General features: G+C 40.2%; 17 protein-coding genes. 4 read left to right on the top strand and 13 right to left on the bottom strand.

From position 1 onward, the window contains the following. Nucleotides 1-30 precede the first annotated feature (30 nt). Nucleotides 31-1,002 carry an ABC transporter ATP-binding protein gene (locus BFP71_RS15905; protein ID WP_069836424.1) on the top strand — a complete coding sequence of 324 codons (972 nt, stop codon included), beginning with the start codon at nucleotides 31-33 and terminating at the stop codon, nucleotides 1,000-1,002. 138 nt (nucleotides 1,003-1,140) lie between these two features. Then, on the top strand, nucleotides 1,141-3,210 hold the full coding sequence (locus BFP71_RS15900; RefSeq protein ID WP_069836423.1) for an OmpA family protein: 2,070 nt from the start codon (nucleotides 1,141-1,143) through the stop codon (nucleotides 3,208-3,210). An 85-nt stretch (nucleotides 3,211-3,295) separates the two neighbouring features. Here BFP71_RS15900 and BFP71_RS15895 read toward each other — a convergent pair whose 3' ends face one another. From BFP71_RS15895 to BFP71_RS15865, 7 genes are read right to left on the bottom strand one after another with little or no spacing between them, the layout of a single operon-like run. After that, the gene (locus tag BFP71_RS15895) at nucleotides 3,296-4,327 is read right to left on the bottom strand and encodes a helix-turn-helix domain-containing protein (protein ID WP_069836422.1); all 1,032 of its coding nucleotides are present in this window, start codon (nucleotides 4,325-4,327) and stop codon (nucleotides 3,296-3,298) included. A 42-nt stretch (nucleotides 4,328-4,369) separates the two neighbouring features. Next, nucleotides 4,370-5,245, bottom strand: a complete 876-nt coding sequence (locus tag BFP71_RS15890; protein ID WP_088125080.1) for a dimethylarginine dimethylaminohydrolase family protein — start codon at nucleotides 5,243-5,245, stop codon at nucleotides 4,370-4,372. Nucleotides 5,246-5,264: 19 nt separating this feature from the next. Beyond that, a complete protein-coding gene (locus BFP71_RS15885) occupies nucleotides 5,265-6,491 on the bottom strand; it encodes a TCR/Tet family MFS transporter (RefSeq protein ID WP_069836420.1) in 1,227 nt (408 codons plus the stop codon). A 33-nt stretch (nucleotides 6,492-6,524) separates the two neighbouring features. After that, nucleotides 6,525-6,869: a hypothetical protein gene (locus BFP71_RS15880; protein ID WP_069836419.1), complete on the bottom strand. Its 345-nt coding sequence runs from the start codon at nucleotides 6,867-6,869 to the stop codon at nucleotides 6,525-6,527. Between the two features lies 1 nt (nucleotide 6,870). Beyond that, the gene (gene murB, locus BFP71_RS15875) at nucleotides 6,871-7,884 is read right to left on the bottom strand and encodes a UDP-N-acetylmuramate dehydrogenase (protein WP_069836418.1); all 1,014 of its coding nucleotides are present in this window, start codon (nucleotides 7,882-7,884) and stop codon (nucleotides 6,871-6,873) included. Then, a complete protein-coding gene (locus BFP71_RS15870; protein WP_069836417.1) occupies nucleotides 7,884-8,336 on the bottom strand; it encodes a DinB family protein in 453 nt (150 codons plus the stop codon). The genes murB and BFP71_RS15870 overlap by 1 nt, the downstream gene beginning before the upstream one ends. After that, nucleotides 8,333-10,051 carry a phospho-sugar mutase gene (locus BFP71_RS15865; protein WP_069837117.1) on the bottom strand — a complete coding sequence of 573 codons (1,719 nt, stop codon included), beginning with the start codon at nucleotides 10,049-10,051 and terminating at the stop codon, nucleotides 8,333-8,335. Before BFP71_RS15865 ends, BFP71_RS15870 begins: the two co-directional genes overlap by 4 nt. A gap of 221 nt (nucleotides 10,052-10,272) precedes the next feature. Between BFP71_RS15865 and BFP71_RS15860 the strand changes: the two genes are divergently transcribed. Further along, complete coding sequence (locus BFP71_RS15860; RefSeq protein ID WP_069836416.1) at nucleotides 10,273-10,698, top strand: hypothetical protein; 426 nt, start codon at nucleotides 10,273-10,275, stop codon at nucleotides 10,696-10,698. Between the two features lie 82 nt (nucleotides 10,699-10,780). Here BFP71_RS15860 and BFP71_RS15855 read toward each other — a convergent pair whose 3' ends face one another. Continuing rightward, nucleotides 10,781-11,086 (bottom strand): hypothetical protein, encoded by a 306-nt coding sequence (locus BFP71_RS15855; RefSeq protein WP_069836415.1) that lies wholly within the window; start codon nucleotides 11,084-11,086, stop codon nucleotides 10,781-10,783. Nucleotides 11,087-11,196: 110 nt separating this feature from the next. Then, the gene (locus BFP71_RS15850; RefSeq protein ID WP_069836414.1) at nucleotides 11,197-12,216 is read right to left on the bottom strand and encodes a pirin family protein; all 1,020 of its coding nucleotides are present in this window, start codon (nucleotides 12,214-12,216) and stop codon (nucleotides 11,197-11,199) included. A 122-nt stretch (nucleotides 12,217-12,338) separates the two neighbouring features. Here BFP71_RS15850 and BFP71_RS15845 point away from each other — a divergent pair, with 122 nt between their 5' ends. Beyond that, nucleotides 12,339-13,226, top strand: a complete 888-nt coding sequence (locus BFP71_RS15845; protein WP_069836413.1) for a TolB family protein — start codon at nucleotides 12,339-12,341, stop codon at nucleotides 13,224-13,226. Here BFP71_RS15845 and BFP71_RS15840 read toward each other — a convergent pair. The 4 genes from BFP71_RS15840 to mog all read right to left on the bottom strand — a co-directional run bounded on the left by BFP71_RS15840 (nucleotide 13,223) and on the right by mog (nucleotide 21,257). After that, nucleotides 13,223-16,105 carry a carboxypeptidase-like regulatory domain-containing protein gene (locus BFP71_RS15840; RefSeq protein WP_069836412.1) on the bottom strand — a complete coding sequence of 961 codons (2,883 nt, stop codon included), beginning with the start codon at nucleotides 16,103-16,105 and terminating at the stop codon, nucleotides 13,223-13,225. The genes BFP71_RS15845 and BFP71_RS15840 overlap by 4 nt on opposite strands. 106 nt (nucleotides 16,106-16,211) lie before the next feature. Further along, nucleotides 16,212-17,741 carry a hypothetical protein gene (locus BFP71_RS15835; protein ID WP_141719785.1) on the bottom strand — a complete coding sequence of 510 codons (1,530 nt, stop codon included), beginning with the start codon at nucleotides 17,739-17,741 and terminating at the stop codon, nucleotides 16,212-16,214. Nucleotides 17,742-17,748: 7 nt separating this feature from the next. Beyond that, the gene (locus BFP71_RS15830; protein ID WP_069836410.1) at nucleotides 17,749-20,631 is read right to left on the bottom strand and encodes a TonB-dependent receptor; all 2,883 of its coding nucleotides are present in this window, start codon (nucleotides 20,629-20,631) and stop codon (nucleotides 17,749-17,751) included. A 98-nt stretch (nucleotides 20,632-20,729) separates the two neighbouring features. Further along, nucleotides 20,730-21,257: a molybdopterin adenylyltransferase gene (gene mog / locus BFP71_RS15825; protein ID WP_069836409.1), complete on the bottom strand. Its 528-nt coding sequence runs from the start codon at nucleotides 21,255-21,257 to the stop codon at nucleotides 20,730-20,732. Between the last annotated feature and the right edge of the window lie 25 nt (nucleotides 21,258-21,282).

Here is a 21,282-nt window from a genome sequence, read left to right as displayed (position 1 = left end):
TTTGGTGGCCTTTTTTATGAATTGTGATTAATGTTAGTAGTAAAAGGAATCTCTAAAACATACCCCGGTGAGCAATTTGGAGCAGTGAATGATGTGTCATTCATCCTGGAAGAAAACCAAGTATTAGCACTTATCGGTAAAAGTGGTTCTGGTAAAAGCACTATACTCCAAATGATTGCTGGTTTAATGAAACCAGACACTGGTGAGGTGTTTTTTAATGGGGAAAGGTTAGAAAACCCAGAAGAACAACTCATAGCTGGGCATCCCGATATTAAAATGGTGTTTCAGGATTTTCAATTGAAGCCCAATATGACTGTTGAGGAGAATGTGAAATATGTACTCTTACAATTTGACAAACAGTTTCAAAAAGAAAGAACAGCCGAACTACTAGACCTCTGTGGTATTGCCGCGCTTGCCGATCGTAAACCAAATGAGTTATCGGGAGGACAATTACAAAGATTGTCAATTGCTAGTGCTTTGGCCGAAGAGCCTAAACTTTTGCTCATGGATGAGCCTTTTAGTAATCTTGATCCTATCACGAAAGAGAACTTACTAATGGAGCTTGTCGATATTATAAAGTCTGAAGAGTTGAGTCTTGTGTTTGTGACTCATGATACACGCGATGCTATGTGGATTGCAGATCGAATGGTGTTTCTGTCAGAGGGAGAGTTGATTCAAAATGACACGGTGGCAAATCTATATAATTCCCCCCTAAACTTAGAAATTGCTGGATTTTTTGGCCGAATCAATGATTTTTCGAAAGCGTTGAATGTAGAAAGCTGTTTTGTTCGAGCAGAATATTGTGCTTACAACCTGGAAGGGGAAGGCGTGAAAGTTGAGCTGAAAAAATCGGTATTTATAGGTGATAGATACTTTAACGAGGCAATAATTGCGTCGTCGAATTTGGCTATTTATTTTTATTCTACTGCACCTTTAGAAGTAAAGGAAAGAAGCATTTATGTCACCTTTGATCGAGACAAAATTCTTGAGTTTAAGCAATAGAGTAGATCGATTACATAATAATTCTTAACTTACGATCGTATAATCACTTATACGTCCTCGACACGAATTAACCATCAAACTGTTTTTTGCTTGACCCTTTATTGGGTTTAAATCACTAATTACTTAAATGTATCAGTAATGAGAAGATCTGCATTTTTAGTTGTGGCCTTGTTTGCCGTTTGTACTATGTCATTACAAGCGCAGAATTTGAATAAGGTCTATGGTGCAATGGATGAAAAAGATTGGGAAGTGGCTTTGGGCTACTTGGAACCAATTATTAAGAAGAAGAAAAAGAATTATGAAGCCAAATGGTTAGCCGCTATTTGTCATTCAAAACGCTATAGATTCGAGAAGTCTTACGCGCTTTTTCAAGAGGCACTTCCTTTTGCGGAGGAAGACCCAGTTTTTTGGGTAACCTATGCCGAAGCCTATCTTTTTGGCGGGCAAGTGGAAGATGCAGAGCGCGTCATTAGGCGTGTGAAGCAAAACGATCTAGCCGAATATGCGAAATCTGAGTATTTCAGGATTTTTAATAATATTCAAAATGCCAGAACGCTTCTAGCAAGTCCTAAAGAGATCATTGTTAAGAATTTAGGCCCAAATGTTAATACTTCTGGGCAAGAGTATAGCCAAGTAGTGACGGCCGATCAACGTGGTATTTTCTTTACTGCAAGGCGACAAGGATTAGGAGAAGTATCCGATGATGGGATTTTTTACGAGCAAGTGATGACCGCTCAAATGAATGAAACCGATGATTGGAATAAGGATAGTCCTTTGGAAGGGTATGCTTCAGATGATACGTTCGATGCGCCTATTCAACTATTGGATAATGACAGTACGCTAATCACTTTTAGAGAGGACGACCTTTATATGTCTCGCCTAGGAGCAAATGGTGTTTGGGGTGAACGAGAAAAGCTGCCGATTAACACTTCCAAGTGGGAAGCACACGCTTTCATCTACAATAATGGCAATTCGATCATTTATGCCTCTGATTTCGAAAATAACGTCGAAAATTCAGACCTCTACATCGTGCACAAACTCGATAATGGCAAATGGTCTAAACCATATGCTATTGAAGAATTGAATACCCCTTTAAATGAAGATGCTCCTTTTGTGGCTGGGGATGGAACGCTCTATTTTGCTTCAAGAGGACACGATTCTATGGGAGGCTATGATATTTTTAGCACACGATTGGACACGGCAAGTGGTGTATTTTCTAAGCCTGAAAATTTAGGCGCTCCGATCAATTTACCTACTGACGACACTTTCTTTACACTTTACGGTAAGAATGCATATTTCTCATCAAGTCGTCCGGAAGGATATGGTGAAAACGACATCTATCGAGTTATTTTATTTAACAAATCACAAGTTCAGGGAAAGCTATTGGGCTGCGACAATCAAACGCCTTTTGCTAACGCTAAAATCTCAGTTGTGGGCAAGGAAGATGAGTATTCGGCCACTACAGACGAATATGGTGTTTATTCTATGAACATGCCGATCGAGAACGACTTTACCCTGCGGGTAGAGCAAAATGGTCAGGTAGTCTACGAAAAAGAGCACACGATTAGAGTTCTTTTCAGAGATGAATTTGATATAGAGCAAGACTTCTTTATTGGTGAATGTGATAGAAATGACAAGGAAATCTATGTCAAGATGATCAATAGCTTCGATTTAGACCCAACTAATGTCCCAGTGGAGTCCCCATCAACGGAAGACGTCGTGATACCAGAACCAGAGGAAGAATCAGCTGCTGAAGTGGTCGAAGATGTGAAAGAAGAGGTTGTTTCTGCGGAAACAGTGGAGCAACCCGTTGAAAAAGTGGCAGAAGCTGCACCAGTCGTTGCTGAAGAGGAATTGATAGAGCTACCGATCGTTTATTTCGATTTCGATAAACAAGAGATTAAGGAACGTTACTTTGAGCGGCTTAATGAAGCGGCTGACTTATTAAAAAGAAGAACAGATTTGAGGATTATGGTTGCTGGTCATACAGATTCCTACGGTACTGACCCTTACAATGTAGCCCTTGGTGCAAGAAGATATAGTAAGGTTTATAACTATTTGGTAAACAAAGGGGTGAATAAGGATCAGCTCATTGTAAAAACATTTAGCGAAGACTTGCCAATTGCTTCGAATAGAACCACCAAAGGTAGAGCTTTCAATAGGAGAGTAGAGCTTTACTTCGTGGATGAAAACGGACAGCGTAAATAGAGTAGTTACGATTTTAACTGAAAGGGTAGCAAGTGTTGAGCTACCCTTTTTTGTTAAGAATTATAAGGATTTAGCTCAACTTGTATTACGAAGCTTGTGAATAGATCGATTTTCGGAATTCTGAGGGGGTTCGGCCAGTGTGTTTTTTGAAAGCATTCAGAAAAGACGTTTTGTTATTGAATCCCGATTCGAAAGCAATGGCGATCAATTTTTCTTTCTCGTAAGCCGAAGAGTTCATGAGAAGTACCGCTTGATCGACCCTCATTTTGTTGACATAATCACTAAATCCATGGCCTTTAATCACATTAATAGCTTGGGAAATGTCGTGCGAAGAGAAACCAGTCTTTTGAGAAATACTACTGAGTTTAAGTTCTCCATCTAAAAACAGCTTTTCATCGATAAGTAAGGCGTCTACCTTTTTCATTATGTCTAATAAAGATTGATGACTCAGTAGGGACTTCTGGTATTTGTTTGGTTGTTTCGAGTTTATAAGGTTAGGGTTTTTGAAACCGCGATACCCGATCAAGTAGATAAAGACAGTCATACCTATTGAAACCAGATAGTCGTGAGTGAGCTGTAATACGCCAGTCCAGGAAAGAACATAGTAAGATATTAGGCAAATTGCGTATCCTAGAAATGAGAAAGAGGTTAAAAGAAGGCTTTTGCTGACTTTACTTTTTCTCAGCATCCAGTAAGTACCCAGGGCATAGCCCAAGACATGAAATGATCCAATGGATGTAAATAAGCCATAATAACGAAAGCTAACATTGAATAATGGCACCAGGTAAACTGCCATATTCACCAATAAAAAAGGAAGCAGGTGAACCCATAAGCTCTTAGGTAGCTTATGCTGGACTTCCGATCGAGCATAGCCATAAAACAAAGGGCCAAATAGCCAGATAAACGTTAAAATGATTTGAAAATGTCGACTAATATGTTGGCTAATGCCAGTCCAGAAAGTGACGTAATACGCTATGGTGACGGTGAATAGTAGCATTAGCGAGGCTAAGACCAACTGACGGCCTTTTGCTCTTTGAAAAAGCATCAATGTCAAGAACATACCTTGAGCGGTAGCCGCTATAAAAAGTATTATCCATACATCTATTTTTACTTCCATACCTGTACTTAGCAAGATACGGATTAAGGGTAAAAGCTGTTACTATCCAGTAGTGTGATGCCTAAATAGCGGTAAAGTTGAGCACCTAAGTAACCCGCTGAGTTTTGAGGTTTCGCTGTAGCGAGTTTTAATGCTACGAATACCTCTTTTCTGCAATGCTTCTATTAATTCAGTAAACTGCTCTTCAACTAAGACTAGGTCAGGGGCTATTGAGAAGATATTGGGAAACATGCGTTGTTTTTCTTCTCTGTTTACATGGATTAACTCATTCGGCTGAAATAACTCATGGATTATTTCCGGAGTGGTCAGGAACCCTTCCTCATATAATATAGCACTACTTGTACCAACTGGTTGAAACGCACAATCAAGATGGAGAATATTAGTTGCAGGGTCGTCATTTACAACCAAGGGCAGAGCATGTACTTTTTTGTGTGGGAAAGCCTGCCGAATAAATTCGAATCCAGCGTTGTTTGTTCTTTTACTGATTCCTACAAAAATGTGATCATTGTAAAGCACTACATCACCACCCTCTATCGTGGCATCCTTCGGCAAACGTAGAATCGATTCTGGATTAATTTCATCTAAAAGCGTTTCTATCCCTTTAATTTCCTTTTGCCTTACAGGCTCTTTCATATTCGCAACAACAAAAGTTTCGTCAATAACAAAACCTATATCCCTCACGAAGATTTGCTCCGTATTGGGAATGTTTTCAGGCCGATAAACTTTAATGCCCTCAGATTCGAGTGCTTGCTGTACGGTTAAGAGTTCCTCTTTTATGATGGCTTCGGTAGGGTAACTACCATTATCCATGTGAAATTTACTGACGGGATTTATATCAAGCGCTGGTCCCATATCATCAGCAATACCTAAAATGACAGCTCTTAGAGGATGTGTTTCGTTACGAATATTTAACTTCAAGATCGCTTAAAAAGTGGTTCTAAGATGAAGTTAGCGAATCTGTTTGTTTTGATATGGTTTTATAAATGATAGTACCGCTAACGATTGAAAAGAGCGCTCCTAATGCAAAAGCCGCCCCTGGAAAATAGACATCTGCCTGGGAGACGAAATAAGAAAAGGTACCTGTCATTACAAGCGGACCAATAATGTTACCAAGGTTCTGCAAGCTTGTGATGGCACCCATAAGTTCCCCCTGTTCATCTGCTGGAACTTTTGATGACATGATCCCTTGCAATGTAGGGCCTGCCAGTCCTCCCATTACATAAACAGCAAGAAATGCATAAATCATCCACTCCTCAGTAGTCAAGGCAAACAGAATAAAGCCGATCAGATTGAAGGCCAGTCCTATGTAGATCGTTTTGTTCTGTCCAAACTTTTTCACAAACCTGCCAATAAGTGTTGCCTGTACAATTGCCACAAAAAAACCAACTATAGCCAGCGATAGGCCGATGTCAAACTTACTCCAATCAAATACTTCTTTCCCAAAATATGCCCAATTGCTCTGAACAGCATGACTAGCTATGTAGATGATTAAAAAGGCAATAAAAAGCGTTTTTAGCGATGGGTATTTCTTAAGGCTCTTGAAAGTACCCACTGGATTGGCTCTCTTCCAGTCGAATTTTCTTCTATTTTCTTTGCTCAAAGATTCTGGTAAAATGAAGAATCCATAAAGGAAATTTAAGCCAGTAATAGCGGCCGCGACGTAGAACGGCAATCTCGTGCTTATTTCACCAAGCAAACCACCAACGACAGGGCCTAGGATAAATCCAAGTCCAAATGCTGCCCCAATCATACCAAAGTTTTTCGGCCGATCTTCTGGTGCGCTGATATCCGCTACATAAGCCGAAGCGGAGGTAAAACTTGCTCCACAAACTCCTGCTACGATTCTAGCCAGAAAAAGCCACCATAATGTTGGTGCCATGGCAACGACTAAATAATCAACTGTAAGCCCAAAAAGTGCAATAAGGATAACCGGACGACGGCCATATTGATCACTTAAGCCGCCAAGAATGGGAGCAAAGAAGAATTGAACGATGGCGTAAATTGAAATCAGGAAACCTCCAATTCGTGAAGCTTCGCCTGTAGTAGGAACACCCAGTTCGTTCATTAATAAATCGGGGATAATCGGTATAATGATCCCGATTCCTATTACATCTAGTAATACCGTAAAGAGAATAAATCCGAGTGCCGGTGTACGCTTAGTCATGAATTGCAGAAAGTTGGGAAGTTAATTAAAAACTCAACGATTTGATCGATTTGTAACGATTAAACCAAGGCCAGCTATGATTGGGCCGTAAGAAATTAAATAGCTATTTCCCATAGATATGATTCCTAGATAGGTTCCCAAAGTGATGAATAATCCGATGATCAACAAAAAACACCCTACCAAGAAGTATTCTCTTTTATGACTCTTTACGCTTCCGCGAAGCGCATCGTTCATTAGTTGGTTATCAACGTATTTTATGATTTCGGTAACTTCTTTATCGGCTAAACCAAATTGAGATAAATCGCTCCGTATTTCGCCAAAGTCTTTGCCGTTTTTTGCTTCTTCCAGCGCGTATTCAAGGATCTTCTTTTTATCCACCTCAGATAATATTTACTTCTGGTGTGAGTAGAATTCCGAACTTATCACTCACCGATTCTTGGATTTCGAAGGCCAAATTCTTGAGGTCGTTGCCGTTTCCAGCACCATAATTTACCAAAACGAGCGGTTGTTTTTTATGAACACCAATTTCACCAAAGGTTTTGCCTTTCCAGCCCGCTTGTTCTATTAACCACGCTGCCGGAATTTTGAAAATGTCGTTGGGTAACTCATAACTCGGTATAGCTGGAAACATCGCTTTCAAGCCCTCATAATCAATCTTATCTACTTCAGGGTTCTTGAAAAAACTACCAGCATTACCAATTTCTTTAGGGTCTGGTAGCTTACTCTGCCTGATGTGAATTACGGCGTCGCTAACTGACTTTAAACTCAGTTGAGTGACGCCCATTTCCTCTAGCGTATTTTGAATAGCACCATAAGAGACATTGTACTTTGGCACTTTATTCAACTTAAAAAGAACCGAGGTAATGATGAATTTACCTTTAAGGGCTTTCTTAAATACGCTTTCGCGGTAACCAAACTCGCACTCCTCATTCGAGAAACTTCTAATTGTTCCAGTGGCGATTTCCACCGCTTCTAAAGACTCAAAAACTTGGCGAATTTCCACACCGTACGCACCAATATTCTGCATGGGAGCGGCACCTACTGTTCCTGGGATAAGAGATAGATTTTCAACCCCAGCCCAATTATTATTGATGCATTCCAGTACGAAACCATGCCATTCTTCCCCCGCAGCTACTTTTACGAAGATATGATCCGCAGTTTCTTCAAGCACTTCGATCCCTTGAAGTTCATTTTTGAGTACAATACCATCGAAATCTTTGGTTAAAAGAATGTTACTGCCACCGCCTAGAACTAAAAGGGGAGAAGTGCCTATTTGAGATAATGTATTTTGAAGATCAACTACAGTCTTGAATATCCGAAATTTCCGCGCACAAGCTTGTAGTCCGAAAGTGTTGTATGGTTTTAAGGAGACGTTTTCTTCAAACTCGGTCATTAGCTATCTAGTAACCTGCGGTGATAATTCAATTGTCCTAAATGGTAATTTAGGTGTCCGTATAAGTGATGAATGAAATAGCTAGTGGTCATTTCTTTCCCAAAAACATTCACGGGAAAATTAGCTTCTAATTCACTATTGGTCAAATTAGAAAGCGTTTCTAAAACAATCTTTTTTGTAGCCTTTATTTCACTGATCATTTCAGATTTCTTGACATGCTTTAAGCCAAATTCGTCATCCCTTTGTCTGATATACCCTGACCCTCCGAGCATAGAACCAATAAAGTGCCTCAGATTACCACAAATGTGTAAAACTAGGTTTCCACCAGAGTTAAGAACATCACCATTCACCCTCCAGAGGTTTTCCTCTTTTTTATAACTCTTAAGTTCAGATAGAACAAGATCTAAATCTCGCTCAAAAAGATCGTGAAGTGCTTGTGTGCTTACATTCATAGTTGTAGATCAGATTTTATGGCCTCAATTTTAGACTCAAGCTTAGCCTTTGTTTCATCATAAGCTTCTTTCGAAGCTAATGGTTCATTGACACTGATATAGAACTTGATTTTTGGTTCTGTACCAGAAGGTCGTGCAGATATTTTGGCACCATCTGCAAGGATAAACTGTAATACGTTAGATTTTGGAAGGTCTATAGGAGATGTTTCTCCAGTTTCCAAATTCTGCTCTTGAGAGGTTTGATAATCGCAAATCCTGCTGACTTGACTACCGGCAATGCTTTTTGGTGGATTTGACCTGAAATTGGCCATCATTTGCTGTATTTCTTCGGCACCCTCTTTTCCCTTTTTGGTCATAGAAATGAGCGTTTCAAGGTAAAAACCGTATTTCGTATAGATATCGGCTAGGAGATCGAATACAGAAAGTCCCTGATCTTTGGCCCAGGCCGACATTTCTGCGAGCATGGCGCAAGAGGCAACAGCGTCTTTGTCCCTTACAAAGTCGCTTATCATATAGCCATAGCTTTCTTCGCCACCACCAATGAACTCTTTTTTGCCCTCTAATTCTTTAATCAACGCTGCAATAAATTTGAAACCAGTGAGTGTACTTGGGCAATCTACTTTGAAGTCTTCCGCTATTTTGTCCAACAGGTCAGATGTCACGATCGTCTTGATAATCATTTGATTACCATCCAGTTTATCGTTCTCTTTCCACTTTACAAGCAAATAATAGATCAGCAGGGTAGCAGCTTGGTTCCCGTTGATTAATTCAAATTCCCCATTCGCATTTTTTGCCGCAATTCCGACTCGGTCTGCATCTGGGTCAGTGGCCATAACGAGATGAGCATCTATCGCTTCCGCCTTTCTTAAAGCCATCGACATGGCTTCTTGCTCCTCAGGGTTTGGGTATACCACTGTCGGGAAATTACCATCTGGAGTGGCCTGTTCTTCTACAATTGTTACGTTTTTGAAACCCTTTCTTTCTAGTACTTCAGGAACTAATGTAATTGAAGTGCCATGAATAGGAGAGAAGACTATTTTAAGGTCGGACTGACGATCAATAACATCTTTGGCCAATGTCAAACCAAGAATAGCTTCGATAAATTTTTCATCAATTTCTTTACCGATGTGTTGAATGTTATCCTCGTCTTTTTCAAACTTAACTGCACCAATTCCTTCAATCGCCTGCACTTCCTTGATGACATTCTTGTCGTGTGGAGCAATTACTTGCGCACCATCTTCCCAATAGGCCTTGTAACCATTATATTCTTTGGGGTTGTGAGAGGCAGTAAGCACAACACCACTTTTGCAACCTAGTTCCCTGATGGCGAAGGACAATTCCGGCGTAGGGCGCAGCGCTTCGAATAGGTAAACAAAGATGTTATTGGCAGAAAAAACTGCCGCGGTGGTTTCTGCAAAGAACTTGCTATTATTCCGACTATCGTAAGCTATGGCTACTTTGATTTTTTCGTTCGGAAATGACTTTAACAAGTAGTTCGCAAGACCTTGAGTAGCCATGCCGATCGTGTATTTGTTGATTCTATTTGAACCTGGGCCCATGATTCCGCGCAAACCACCTGTACCGAATTCTAAATCTTTGTAGAAAGAGTCGATGAGTTCCTTTTCAGGCATTGCCTTGATTAGGTCCTTGCTTTCTTCATCAATAGGGCCATTAAGCCATAAATCAACTTTTTCCTGTGTCTGTGGATCAATCATGAGGTAAAATTCATTGCTCATCAATCGGAGCATTCTCAAGTTTACAAAATCAAAAAATAAATACGATCGGAAAATAGTATTCAATTTTCAAGAGCAAAAATAAGTGGCTTATGGTAGCCGCAAAAACAATTCAGCCAATTGTCAAAAATAAACTACCTTTTGCCGATTTATCTTGTATGTTTTATTTGAACTAAAGTTCTTTGTGACAAATACAGAATTAGATGGATATAGAGAAATTGAACCTTGATTTTGCCCTTATCGCTGACAAAATAAATGAGTTAGACGAGTTAGATTATAGTGATGAGCGTTATGACGATTTGGAAGAGGAACTTCACGATTTAGAAGATGCTTTCTTAGAGGAATTTGGTCAAGATTTAGAAGAAGCAATCGCTGACGTTCACGATGAGTTTTGTCCTGATAATGATGTCCTACTCCCGAGCGCTTATTTTGCCAAAAACTATATCCGTAACCAAAAGGATCATAAAGGGCGCTACAGCTATGACATTGCTTATGGCGAAGGTGTTCCTGTAGAAGTTGATGATTTTCCTGATCAGGAAGTCAGAATTGTATTAGTGCCTGGTCCGACGAGACTTATTGTAACGGTTGGAGAAACTGCGAAACAAGTAGCTTGGAGAGCTAAAGCGTAGGTAATGGCTGTTAAAAAGAAAGGCCTTCAATATTTTAAATATTGAAGGCCTTTTTTGTATTTAATAGCAAGTTTAGACTTTGTTAAATGACTTCTGCCACTACAGGTTTCAGTCTTTCCCGAAATATAAAGTATACGAATGGAGCAATTATCGGTAGCGTAAACATGAAAACAGCCCACCTATGAGTAATTGGTCTAGCAGCTATATCCGCTCCAATAATTAGATAGGCTGGTATAAAAAGGACTAAGCCAGTAATAACGAATAGTAAAGTGAAATCGCTCCATAACCCTTGAAAAACTGTACCCAGCAATAAAAGTATTGCGCTAAACAGTAATAAAATACCTAGCTGCCATTTAGGTATGCCTAGTTCAATGTCGTCCTTCCTCATTATGATAGTGGTTTTAACCTATATATACTTAATTACAGCATCTAAGTATGAAAGAACTATGTGAATGGAACTTGAGGCTGTCTAACGTAACCAATCTCACGCTGTATCGCTTAACCTTCTTTAATCTCTTCGCGACCATCGGCATGTATGGCAAAACGGCCACGGGCCGGATCGTGGGTATGCGCAGGGCTAGGCCATGGCCAGCCCCCGAATTGAGTCCTTTGAAATTGTTGGACAGCCTCTTGAATCTCACTATTCTTATTCATTACAAATGGACCATATTGAGCTACGGGTTCTCCTATCGGTTTGCCTTGAAGGAATAAAAATCTAGATTTTTCAGGCCCGTTGACTAAGACCGTTTTTTCATCAGCCTTTAGTTTGCTCATTTCACCTTTGACCATTTGTTGGTTTTCAACGGAAATATCATGCCCTTCATACATATATAAACTTCTATTGGCTTCAGAAGAAGCGATTGGCAATTCCCATATTGCTTCAGCTTCCATTTCAATAAGCCAAACTGCAATTTCATTATCCGAATCCGCAGCAAAAGAATCAGGCGCGGGACTTGGGCTAGAAACATCCCCTAACATACCGCTAATAACCTTTATATGTGTGACTCTACCATTTTGATCTGTGTGGCTAACTGTTGGTATGTCTTCTCTCCATAACATAGAGAAATGGGCCGGTACATGCTTACTGGCTTTGGGTAAATTCAACCAAATTTGAAAAAGTAATAATGGATTGTCCTTTGTATCATCCAAAAGCGGAAACATTTCGGAGTGCTGAACTCCACCACCTGCAGTCATCCACTGAACATCACCATTTCCAAATCGGCCAGCAGCACCTAAAGAATCTGAGTGATCTACCAAGCCGCGTTCTGCAATCGTGATTGTTTCGAAGCCTTTGTGCGGATGCGCTGGAAAACCAGGGACGTCTTGCCCATGATACATACTCCAACCGTCTTTTCCGCTAAAGTCGCTACCAATTTGTCTTCCAGACAAGTCATCGGTAGGTCCAAGAGACCCATTTCCTTTAGGATAGTGATCATTATGGAAGGCACAAAAAAGAAACGGATCTTGTGTTTGCCATGGAAAATTTAGCTTTTCAATTGATTTGATAGAAGGTGCCATTGTCTATATTTTATGTACCAACATGTAATATATTGATTTAGTTCTCTTTCAGTAATTGATATGGCAGGATTTTGTGCCCTTTCGTTGCTACCTTAGAACTATACAAAGAAGCTCGTCAATTTATGCGCAACCTTATTTACATCAGTTCATTCATTCTCATTGTCTCTTGCTCACCGAAAGATACCTTTAATGGGAGTGAAGTGATTGTTTATGTAAAATCTGAAAACGGTGAGAAAGGTTTATTTAAATCTGATATTCTAGGTAAATGGGAGAGGAAGCTGGTCGATCGCCCTGGCCCGAATTGGAATCCGCAATGGAACAAGGGTTTGGATAGGCTCATCTACTATTCCAATGATAGTAAGGGTAAGTTTCAAATGAAGGCCTTTGACCCAAACACAAAATCGGTTCAGTTTTTCAAAAATTTTGGTTTTGATACACCTATGATTAGCGCCGATGGCAAGGGGCTATTCTATACGAGGTTAAGGGATGGCAGTCGGCATATCTGGCGGTCCGATTTAGATGGAAGTAACAGAAGTCAATTGACTATTGGTTTGGGTTTAAATGGTCCTTTTTCATTGTCACCAGATGGTAAAAAAATGGCTTATGTTTCTAATTATAGTGGTAAAACGGAGCTTTATGTCGTGGATTTGAATAGCCTTGAAATAGGTCAATTGACTGATAATGACATGGTCGAACAGTACAGCACTTGGTCACCGGATAGTAAGAAAATAGCCTTTACCATGCGAAAATCAGAGGCTAATAGCCAGCCAGATATTTACATTATAGATAAAGACGGTTCTAACTTAAACCAACTGACTAAAACACCTTATGCGGAACTAGAATTATCTTGGTCTCTCAGCGGGGAAAAGATTGCTTTTCACGGGAGTACTGAAAACGATGGTGAACAGATTTATACAATCGATATTGCCGATGGTAAGTTTACAAAAATCACTTCAGGAGACTACCAATATGGAGAACCTACTTGGGTTCCCGATTCGCAGCAGAATTAGAGGTTGTTAAATGTGAATGAGATATAATAGTATGAGCTGATCTCAGCACCTCCAAAATTGTTGAATTGCTCTCTATTCAGTACGTTATTACCACCTATTCTGAAGGCAGAATTGAGGTCAGGTAGTTTGTAAGTAATTTGGAAGTCCAAAGTGTGATAGTCAGGAATGGTTCCGTCAAGGAATGGACTTTCCCATTCAAATTCAGACCTAAATCTCCATGATAATTGTGCCGCTAGGTGTCTTCCCAGCTTTCTGTGTCCGACAGTAAAGTTCAGTTTGAAAGGAGGGGTGTTGAAGTTAGGTGTTAGCGGGTCATCAGAATCTTGGCTAATGTTTGCATAGGTAACATTAACGCCGAAGTTAGTTCCTCCATCACTCGTTACATCATACATCATCTCGAGACCCTCTGTTACGATCAAACCGTCAGAGTTATCAGTAATGAAGAAAAGCTCACTTTGACCTGGGTTAAGTGCTTGCTCGGTAGCCAATGTTATATCTGTAGAAGGGCTTGTTCTAGGTTTAATCACCCGAGTGTTACCAATAAAATTGTTGTAATAGTTACGATAGTAGAGGATTTCGAAGACTCGTTTGTCCTCGACTAAACTTCTATAACCGATTTCGATACTAGTAACTCGCTCTGGTTTTATCCCATTAAAACGACTTGCATCTACGATTCCACTTTCGATAATGTCATGATTATCACGGCGAATCGCTGGAAGGTCTATTTGGAAAAACCTCTCGTCGATGATTTGTTCATTTAGAACTAATTTGTCATTGACATCATCTGCCACCGCCTGATTGAATTCTTCTATTGATCTCTGGAAAATTGCATTATTCGGTAAATCATATGGGTCGACTACCTGCCGTAAACCACCAATCAATCTGGTTTCTCCTAAATTCTGATCTAAAAACTGTTCTTGAATATTTGGCAACCTAAGTCCTCTTTGGATAGATGCTCTAAAGAAATTGTTTTTCTTATACTCTTTTACAAATGAGAATCTTTGGCTAGAAACAAAGTTGAAATTTTCGTTTTTATCTACCCTTATTGAAGCCGAAAGCTCCACTTTATCGCTCATTTTCTTAGTAGCCTCCGTATAAAAACCGTATTCGTAATTGGTGATGTCATTATCCTCGCTATCGGCGAATATGGTACCATTTGACTGTGGATCATACTGCCTGACATTCGCTCCAACAATCAGGTCTTTAAAAAAGTCATCCCATTTGTTGATCTTGAATTCCGCATCTCCGTAATAAGCCCTTGATCGGTCATAAATAGCTGCACCGAAACCCGGTTGTTGAGATGTGATAATAGCTGTTCGCAAAGAGTCAAAAACAGGTGTCCCAGGTTCATATCGGCTGTCAAATTGGTTTCCAGGAGCTCCCGTGTTGGCTATTGCCCTCACTGCATCGCCTCGGCCAGCAACTCTGAGTCCACCAAACTTCCATAAATTTCCAAATTGATTAAACCAGAAGTCATCTGGTTTGGCTGTTTGAACCAAGGTTTCACCAAGGAGGCCGACATTAAAGGAGTCTCCAGAATTTTGTCCGACGGTATAACCACGAACCATGAAATTCTTTCCTTTTATTTCTGCTTTGTACTGAGATATCTCAAAGTCTCTCAGTGCAATTCGATCATTTGTGGTGATCATAGTAGAAGCTTTACCATAAAATCCCGCTAGGATCACTTCGGTTTCAGGATTCAGCTTCACATGAAGTGCGCCGTTTAACTTCACACTTTCGGCGTTATAATCTACTAGGTCTCCTTCCTGATAACCCGATCTGGTGACCGCAAAAACAGAATCTCTATCTGAGCCGGCCGCTCTTGGAAGAATTAAAAAAGCCGCTCGATCGTCACCATAAACGTTTACACCGTTTACGCCTTGATTATCTATGTAATGTTCTGTTTCCCATGGAAAACCAGGACCAATATTTGTAAAGTTTCTCGCCCGAAAATCTTCTCCTTCTAATCTAGACGCATTGACTTTGAAGGCTACCTTGTCTTTAATGACGGCTTTTGCATAACGAGCCGATAGTTCTTGGATAAAGCTGTTACCAAACGTAAAGAATTTAGGGTCGAATTGCTCAGTCCTGATGGACGCACCTTTGGCTTCAAGGCTTAGGCCTTCATATTCGAATGGACTTTTGGTCCGTACATCTAATACCCCATTAAAAATTCCTTGACCAAATCTAGCGGTGGTAGGACCGGGAATTAACTCCAAAGATTCTACATCCAATGTGGTAGCACCAACTACATTACCTAGGGAAAAACCCAAGCCAGGTGCTTGACTATCCATACCATCGGTAAACTGTTTAAAGCGCTGGTTGGTAGATGAGTTGAAACCACGGGCGTTCACCGTATTAATGATGATACTTTGAGTAGCAACATCGACCCCTTTCATATTCATCACGGCATCCGTAAAATTGAACGATGCTGTATTTCTAATGGCTGCCAATTCTAGCTTTTCTATCTGTATAGGCGACTTGAGTTCCTCTTCTTCAATTTTTTTAGACGATAATACAAATTCATCAAGTTCAAAGACTTGTTCTTCGAGCTCCATGATCAGAAAGTCAACGATTTTGGTCAGGTTGACTCTTTTACTCTTGTATCCAATGGCGGAGAACTCAATTTCAATTGGTAATAAATCTAGTGTTAGCACTAACTGGAACTCGCCGTTTTGATCAGATGAAACACCAACTTTTCTTTTTTTGGTGCTTAAGGATGGGATACTAACCGAGGCATAGGGGATAACCTTTCTTGTACCTTTACTGATAATTCGTCCCTTCAGCGCTTGAGTTGTTTGGCCAAAGACTTGTCCTAGTATTAAGACGAGCAATCCTAGTGACAGGATGAATGCACGAAGGTTGCTACGTTTATACAATGTCGAATTTGTTTAGTTAATCACTGAGGTCAATTATTTAACAACCGAAACCCCATATAACACTATTCAAAACAGAGAATAGTGCATGTTTATCTTTTTTAACTCATTAGTTGCCTGCAATGTTTATCGGTGTACCAGCAAAATCATTTGGGTTTACCCGACTTAGGTTACCATTGAAGTTTAAGTTTAGTGCATCTACGATTTGATTGACGATCAGTGCATTTCCTCTCTGGTTCAGATTTAGTGCATCTGCTGAAAAGATTCCGAATTCGCCTACGATCGGTAAGAATTGAACACCTTCTATTGTTGTACCTTCTGCAGGAACGTCTAAGAACTGATTGAAACCAGTATAAAGTTCCTCGAAGTAACTGTAAATATCTACTACCACAAGTCTTCCGTTAGAAGCTGCAGCTACTTGCTGAATCGCCTGGTTGTACTCGGCAATTTTGGCACGAATAATATCTATTTCGGCTAATTTAATATACTGGGACTCAGGTACAGCGTTTTCTGGTAAGTTGCCAATGGTACTAGTTAGAAACTGCTCATGACGATAGTAAATCAATTCATCTCTTACCGCCTGACGCACTTTTTTTAATGGCTCACCATTCACAACCACATCATGAAGGTCTCTGTCTTCTACCTGGATTCCCCAAGTGAAAGGGGAGTCACCAGGGTAGGTTAATATTGGTCTTCTATCCGCAAACGGAAATCCTGGGTTTTGTTCATAATATGTTTCAAGTACATCGTTGTAGTCACTTGCTGCACTCCTCATATTTGAAAGCTTAGTTTGTAAGCCTATTACATAAGGGGTGATATCAAACTCAGTTTCCGTGAAAAATGGAAATTTTAGGAAGTCTGGAATGTTTAACAAAGCTCCTTTTGCATTCGGATTGGCTAATAATGCATCCACGACGGCCGTTAAATTAGATTCGAATACCGCTGTATTTAGTATATCTCCGTATGCGTGAGCCGTTGCATCAGCCTGATCTTCATTTCCTTCAGCACCTGTAACGGAATACCCTAATAAGTCTTCGTAGCCTAAATTAAGGACAAAGAAACTTGGTTGTGAGCCAGCTATTTGTGCCAAAGGTGCTTGAGCACCTGCGTTTAAGTAACTATTAATAAACGTATTTTCAGTCCTTGAGGCTTGTGTAAAATCAAGTACTTGGGCTTTTGGAAAAGAGTAATTCTTAATCTCAGTATTCACTGGTGCGTAGGCAAATGCCTGACCATTCACAAATTCCTGAAAGAAGGTGGTATCCGCACCAGGAGGAAAAGTCAGTTGATATGGTCCAACGATACCATTTACATTTGGGCCATTTTCGAAAATATTGAAACCGATTGTATTGCTAGATGTGGCTGAGAAATCAACCTGTTGGGTATTATTGGCTACACTGTTTAAGAAAATCTGCGGTATGGATTGTGCAGAAAGGTCTTCTACAAGCACACCATTATTAACACCACTGAATAGCGAGCCACCAAGAAAGACGGTATTTGAAATATCTGCGTCTTGTAATGTTTGAACTTCTGGTTCAGGTATCTCAGGAGCTTCATAAGAACATCCGACACTTAGAAGAAGAAGTGATGCCAAAACCCCTTTTACAAGAACTGTTGGCCTTTTTATGTTTTTAGTCATCTTGTTTTTATTGTAAGCCATAAGAAAAAGATACATAGTAATAAGAAGTGATTTCTGGACCGCCAAAACTGTTGAACTGTTGATTGTTCAATACGTTGTTTCCACCAATTCGGAATGCGGATTTAATTTTTGGTATTCTATAAGTAACCTGAAAATCGAAAGTATTGAATCCAGGTACCGTACCATCTACGAAAGAGCTTTCCCACTCAAATGCCGATCGGAACCTCCAAGATATTTCAGCGCCAAGCTTGTCGCTAATCTTGTCATTACCAAGCGTCATGTTCAACTTGAAAGGAGGGGTGTTAAAGCCCGGTGTCAATGGGTCGTCGTTGTCGCTTATGATATTCGCAAATGTCATATTAATCGAAAAGTTGGTTCCTTGATCACTAGTCACATCATATAAAAGCTCCAAACCTTGAGTAATCACACTGCTCCGTGCATTATCACTCACAAATATGTTTTCACTACTACCAGGACTTAATGCTTGTTCCATGGCAAGTTGTAAGTCCGTAGAAGGGCTTGTTCTAGGTTTCACAACTCTAGTAGTCCCTATAAAATTGTTGTAATGGTTAATATAATAGACAACCTCAAATAGCCTTTTGTTTTCTACAAGGCCTCGGTAGCCAAATTCAAAGCTGGTAATTCGCTCTGGTTTTATTCCTCGAAATCTATCGTTATCTACGATACCTTCTCTCAACAGATCAAAGTTCTCTGCTCTTAAAGCTGAAACATCTAGAGGGCCACTTCCAAACCTGCCATTGTTATTAGCTTCAGCTTGCACTGCTTCGTTGAATTTATCTAATGAGTTGATAAAGAAGGCGTTACCCTGCAAGTCGTATTGGTCGACTACATCAGTCAGACCACCGACTAGTCGAACATCACCAAGATTTTGGTTGAAGTATTGCTCTCGAATATTTGGTAGTCTTAAACCTGTTTGAAGTGAGCCTCTAATGAACTGGCTTTCACCAATTTCTTTTACTAATGACAAGCGTTGACTGCTTACTACATTAAAATTCTCATTCTTATCGACCCGACCAGAAAAAGTGGCTTCAAGTTTATCATTGATCTTTCTAGTAGCCTCCAGATAAAAACCGTACTCAAAGTTGGTTAAGTCATTACCAATGGAATCCGTAAAAATTGTTCCATTCGATTCTGGATCGTAAAGTCTTGCGTTGGCACCAACCTCGAAAGACTCAAAATAGTCGTCCCATTTATTAATATTGATACCTGTTTCCGCATGGTAAAGCTTTGAACGATCGAAGATCGCTGAACCAAACTCGGGGTTCTGAGATTGAATGATGACGTTTCTAATCGAGTCAAACCTCTCTGTTCCAGGTTCAAATCTATTTAAAAACTCGCCTTGCGGGAAACCAGAATCTGCCAAACGTCTCGAATTGGCAAACCCTCGGCCTGCTGCCACTAATCTAGTGTATTGGCTAAACCAATCTTCACTTGGTTTGGCTAACTCTAGAATACTCTCTCCAGTTTTACCTACATTAAATGTTTCACCAGCATCTTGACTTGTGGTGTATCCACGTACAAAAAAGTTTTCATTTTTAACTTCAAGCTTGTGCTGATAAATCTCAAAATCTCTTAACGCAATTCTATCGTCACCTGTAATCATGGTCGACGCGCGGCCATAAAAGGACTCCGCGATTAGTTCAGTCTCCGGCGTTAGTTTCACATGTATTGCTCCACTGAACTTAATGTTTTCAGCGTTATAATTCACTAGGTCACCTTCTTGATAGCCCTGTCTGGTCGCTTGGAATAGCGTATCCCTTTCAGAAGCAATCGGGAAAGAAGGTTCTGAACCTGGAGCAGGTATTGTAATATCTTTTGGTACCACAACTAGCGCAGCACGGTCATCTCCGTAAACATTTACACCATTAATTCCTTGAGCTCTTGTAGAGTGAGTTGTTTCGAAAATGGCACCAGGACCAATATTATCATAGTTTTGGGCGGCAAAATCAGATCCAGATAGTCTAGAACCATTGATTTTAAAAGCCACCTTGTCTTTCACAATTTCATCGGCATAGCGTACCGATAAATCGTGTAAGAAAGTATTTCCGATTGCGAAAAACTGGGAGTCAAATTGTTCTGTGGCGATAGTTGCGCCTTTCGCTTCAAAACTCAATCCTTGATAATCGAAAGGGTTTTTAGTGGTCATCAATAAAACGCCATTAAAAGCACCAGGGCCATATTTAGAGGTCGTAGGCCCTGGAATTAACTCTAGACCTTCAATATCTAGAGTAGTTGGCCCAACGATATTGCCAAGAGAAAAACCGAGTCCAGGAGCCTGAGTGTCGATACCATCTGTGAATTGCTTAAACCTAAGGTTAGTCGTCGAGTTGAAACCCCTAGCATTGACAGAACTTACGATAATACTTTGGGTAGCCACGTCGACTCCTTTTAAATTGACTACGGCATCGTAGAAGTTAAAAGAAGGTGTACTTTTTAAATCAGCTATATCTAACCGTTCTATTTGAACAGGTAGTTTTAACTCTTCCTCGGTCACTTTTTCAGCTGATATTACAAACTCTTCCAATTCGAAAGACTCTGCTTCAAGCTTCAAAGTCCAAGTGGCTTTATCATTAGTCAGTATAAATCTCTTAGTGATATAGCCTACAGCACTTACTTCAACTTCTGATGGGAAGTATTTAACAGCTAGGGTAAAAGTACCATCTTCGTTTGCAGATACACCAACAGATCTCCTGGCATACTCTCCACCAACAAGTTTGATGTTTGCAAATGAAACTGGTCGTGTACCACCATCTCGGATAACTTTACCGACAACAAGCTGTGAAAACGCGTTAGTGTGACTTAGTACTAGAAGGATCAGGGGTAAGAAAACAGATCTTAGGAACCTTGTTTTCGAGGTCTTTAGTGTCAACGTTGTAATTTGTTAGAGTTTAGTATTAGTAGGCTAATATTTTAGCAATGCAAACAAAACGGTCTGTATAGAAAAAGATACTACCGTCTACAAAATAATTACGCCTTTGGTCTAAAGACTGACAACACTTCTGGATTCGTGGTCAAAAATGGTCCTTCGATTAGGTCTATACAATAAGGAATAGCTGGAAAAACAGCATCAAGACACTCTCGAATTGATTTAGGCTTTCCGGGTAGATTGACAATCAAGGATTTACCTCTTATACCAGCGGTCTGTCGGGAAAGAATTGCAGTCGGAACGTACTTTAGACTTACTTGACGCATTAATTCGCCAAATCCGGGCATCATTTTATCAGAAACGGCTTCAGTTGCTTCTGGAGTAACATCACGAACTGCCGGGCCAGTACCACCTGTGGTAACAATCAAACAACAGTCTTCTTTATCGGCCATTTGCTTGATGGTGCTTTCAATTAAATACTGTTCATCTGGAATGACCTGATAAACGGGTTCCCATTTAGAAGTTAAGTATTCATTTAAGGTTTCTATGATCGCTTTGCCAGAAAGGTCTTCGTAAACACCTTGGCTAGCTCGGTCAGAAACAGCGATAATTCCAATCTTAATTTGCATGCTATGATTATTGGCTTGCAAGAAA

Source organism: Roseivirga misakiensis (genome assembly GCF_001747105.1).
GTDB classification, from domain to species: domain Bacteria; phylum Bacteroidota; class Bacteroidia; order Cytophagales; family Cyclobacteriaceae; genus Roseivirga; species Roseivirga misakiensis.
Note: the sequence above shows the minus strand (reverse complement) of the source record. Positions and strands in the feature narration are given on the sequence as shown.

Bases quoted from the DNA above. Each gene is read 5' to 3' on its own strand.
- BFP71_RS15905 (WP_069836424.1), top strand. From the start codon at position 31: ATGTTAGTAGTAAAAGGAATCTCTAAAACATACCCCGGTGAGCAATTT.
- BFP71_RS15900 (WP_069836423.1), top strand. From the start codon at position 1,141: ATGAGAAGATCTGCATTTTTAGTTGTGGCCTTGTTTGCCGTTTGTACT.
- BFP71_RS15895 (WP_069836422.1), bottom strand. From the start codon at position 4,327: ATGGAAGTAAAAATAGATGTATGGATAATACTTTTTATAGCGGCTACC.
- BFP71_RS15885 (WP_069836420.1), bottom strand. From the start codon at position 6,491: ATGACTAAGCGTACACCGGCACTCGGATTTATTCTCTTTACGGTATTA.
- murB (WP_069836418.1), bottom strand. From the start codon at position 7,884: ATGACCGAGTTTGAAGAAAACGTCTCCTTAAAACCATACAACACTTTC.
- BFP71_RS15870 (WP_069836417.1), bottom strand. From the start codon at position 8,336: ATGAATGTAAGCACACAAGCACTTCACGATCTTTTTGAGCGAGATTTA.
- BFP71_RS15865 (WP_069837117.1), bottom strand. From the start codon at position 10,051: ATGATTGATCCACAGACACAGGAAAAAGTTGATTTATGGCTTAATGGC.
- BFP71_RS15860 (WP_069836416.1), top strand. From the start codon at position 10,273: ATGGATATAGAGAAATTGAACCTTGATTTTGCCCTTATCGCTGACAAA.
- BFP71_RS15855 (WP_069836415.1), bottom strand. From the start codon at position 11,086: ATGAGGAAGGACGACATTGAACTAGGCATACCTAAATGGCAGCTAGGT.
- BFP71_RS15850 (WP_069836414.1), bottom strand. From the start codon at position 12,216: ATGGCACCTTCTATCAAATCAATTGAAAAGCTAAATTTTCCATGGCAA.
- BFP71_RS15845 (WP_069836413.1), top strand. From the start codon at position 12,339: ATGCGCAACCTTATTTACATCAGTTCATTCATTCTCATTGTCTCTTGC.
- BFP71_RS15835 (WP_141719785.1), bottom strand. From the start codon at position 17,741: ATGACTAAAAACATAAAAAGGCCAACAGTTCTTGTAAAAGGGGTTTTG.
- mog (WP_069836409.1), bottom strand. From the start codon at position 21,257: ATGCAAATTAAGATTGGAATTATCGCTGTTTCTGACCGAGCTAGCCAA.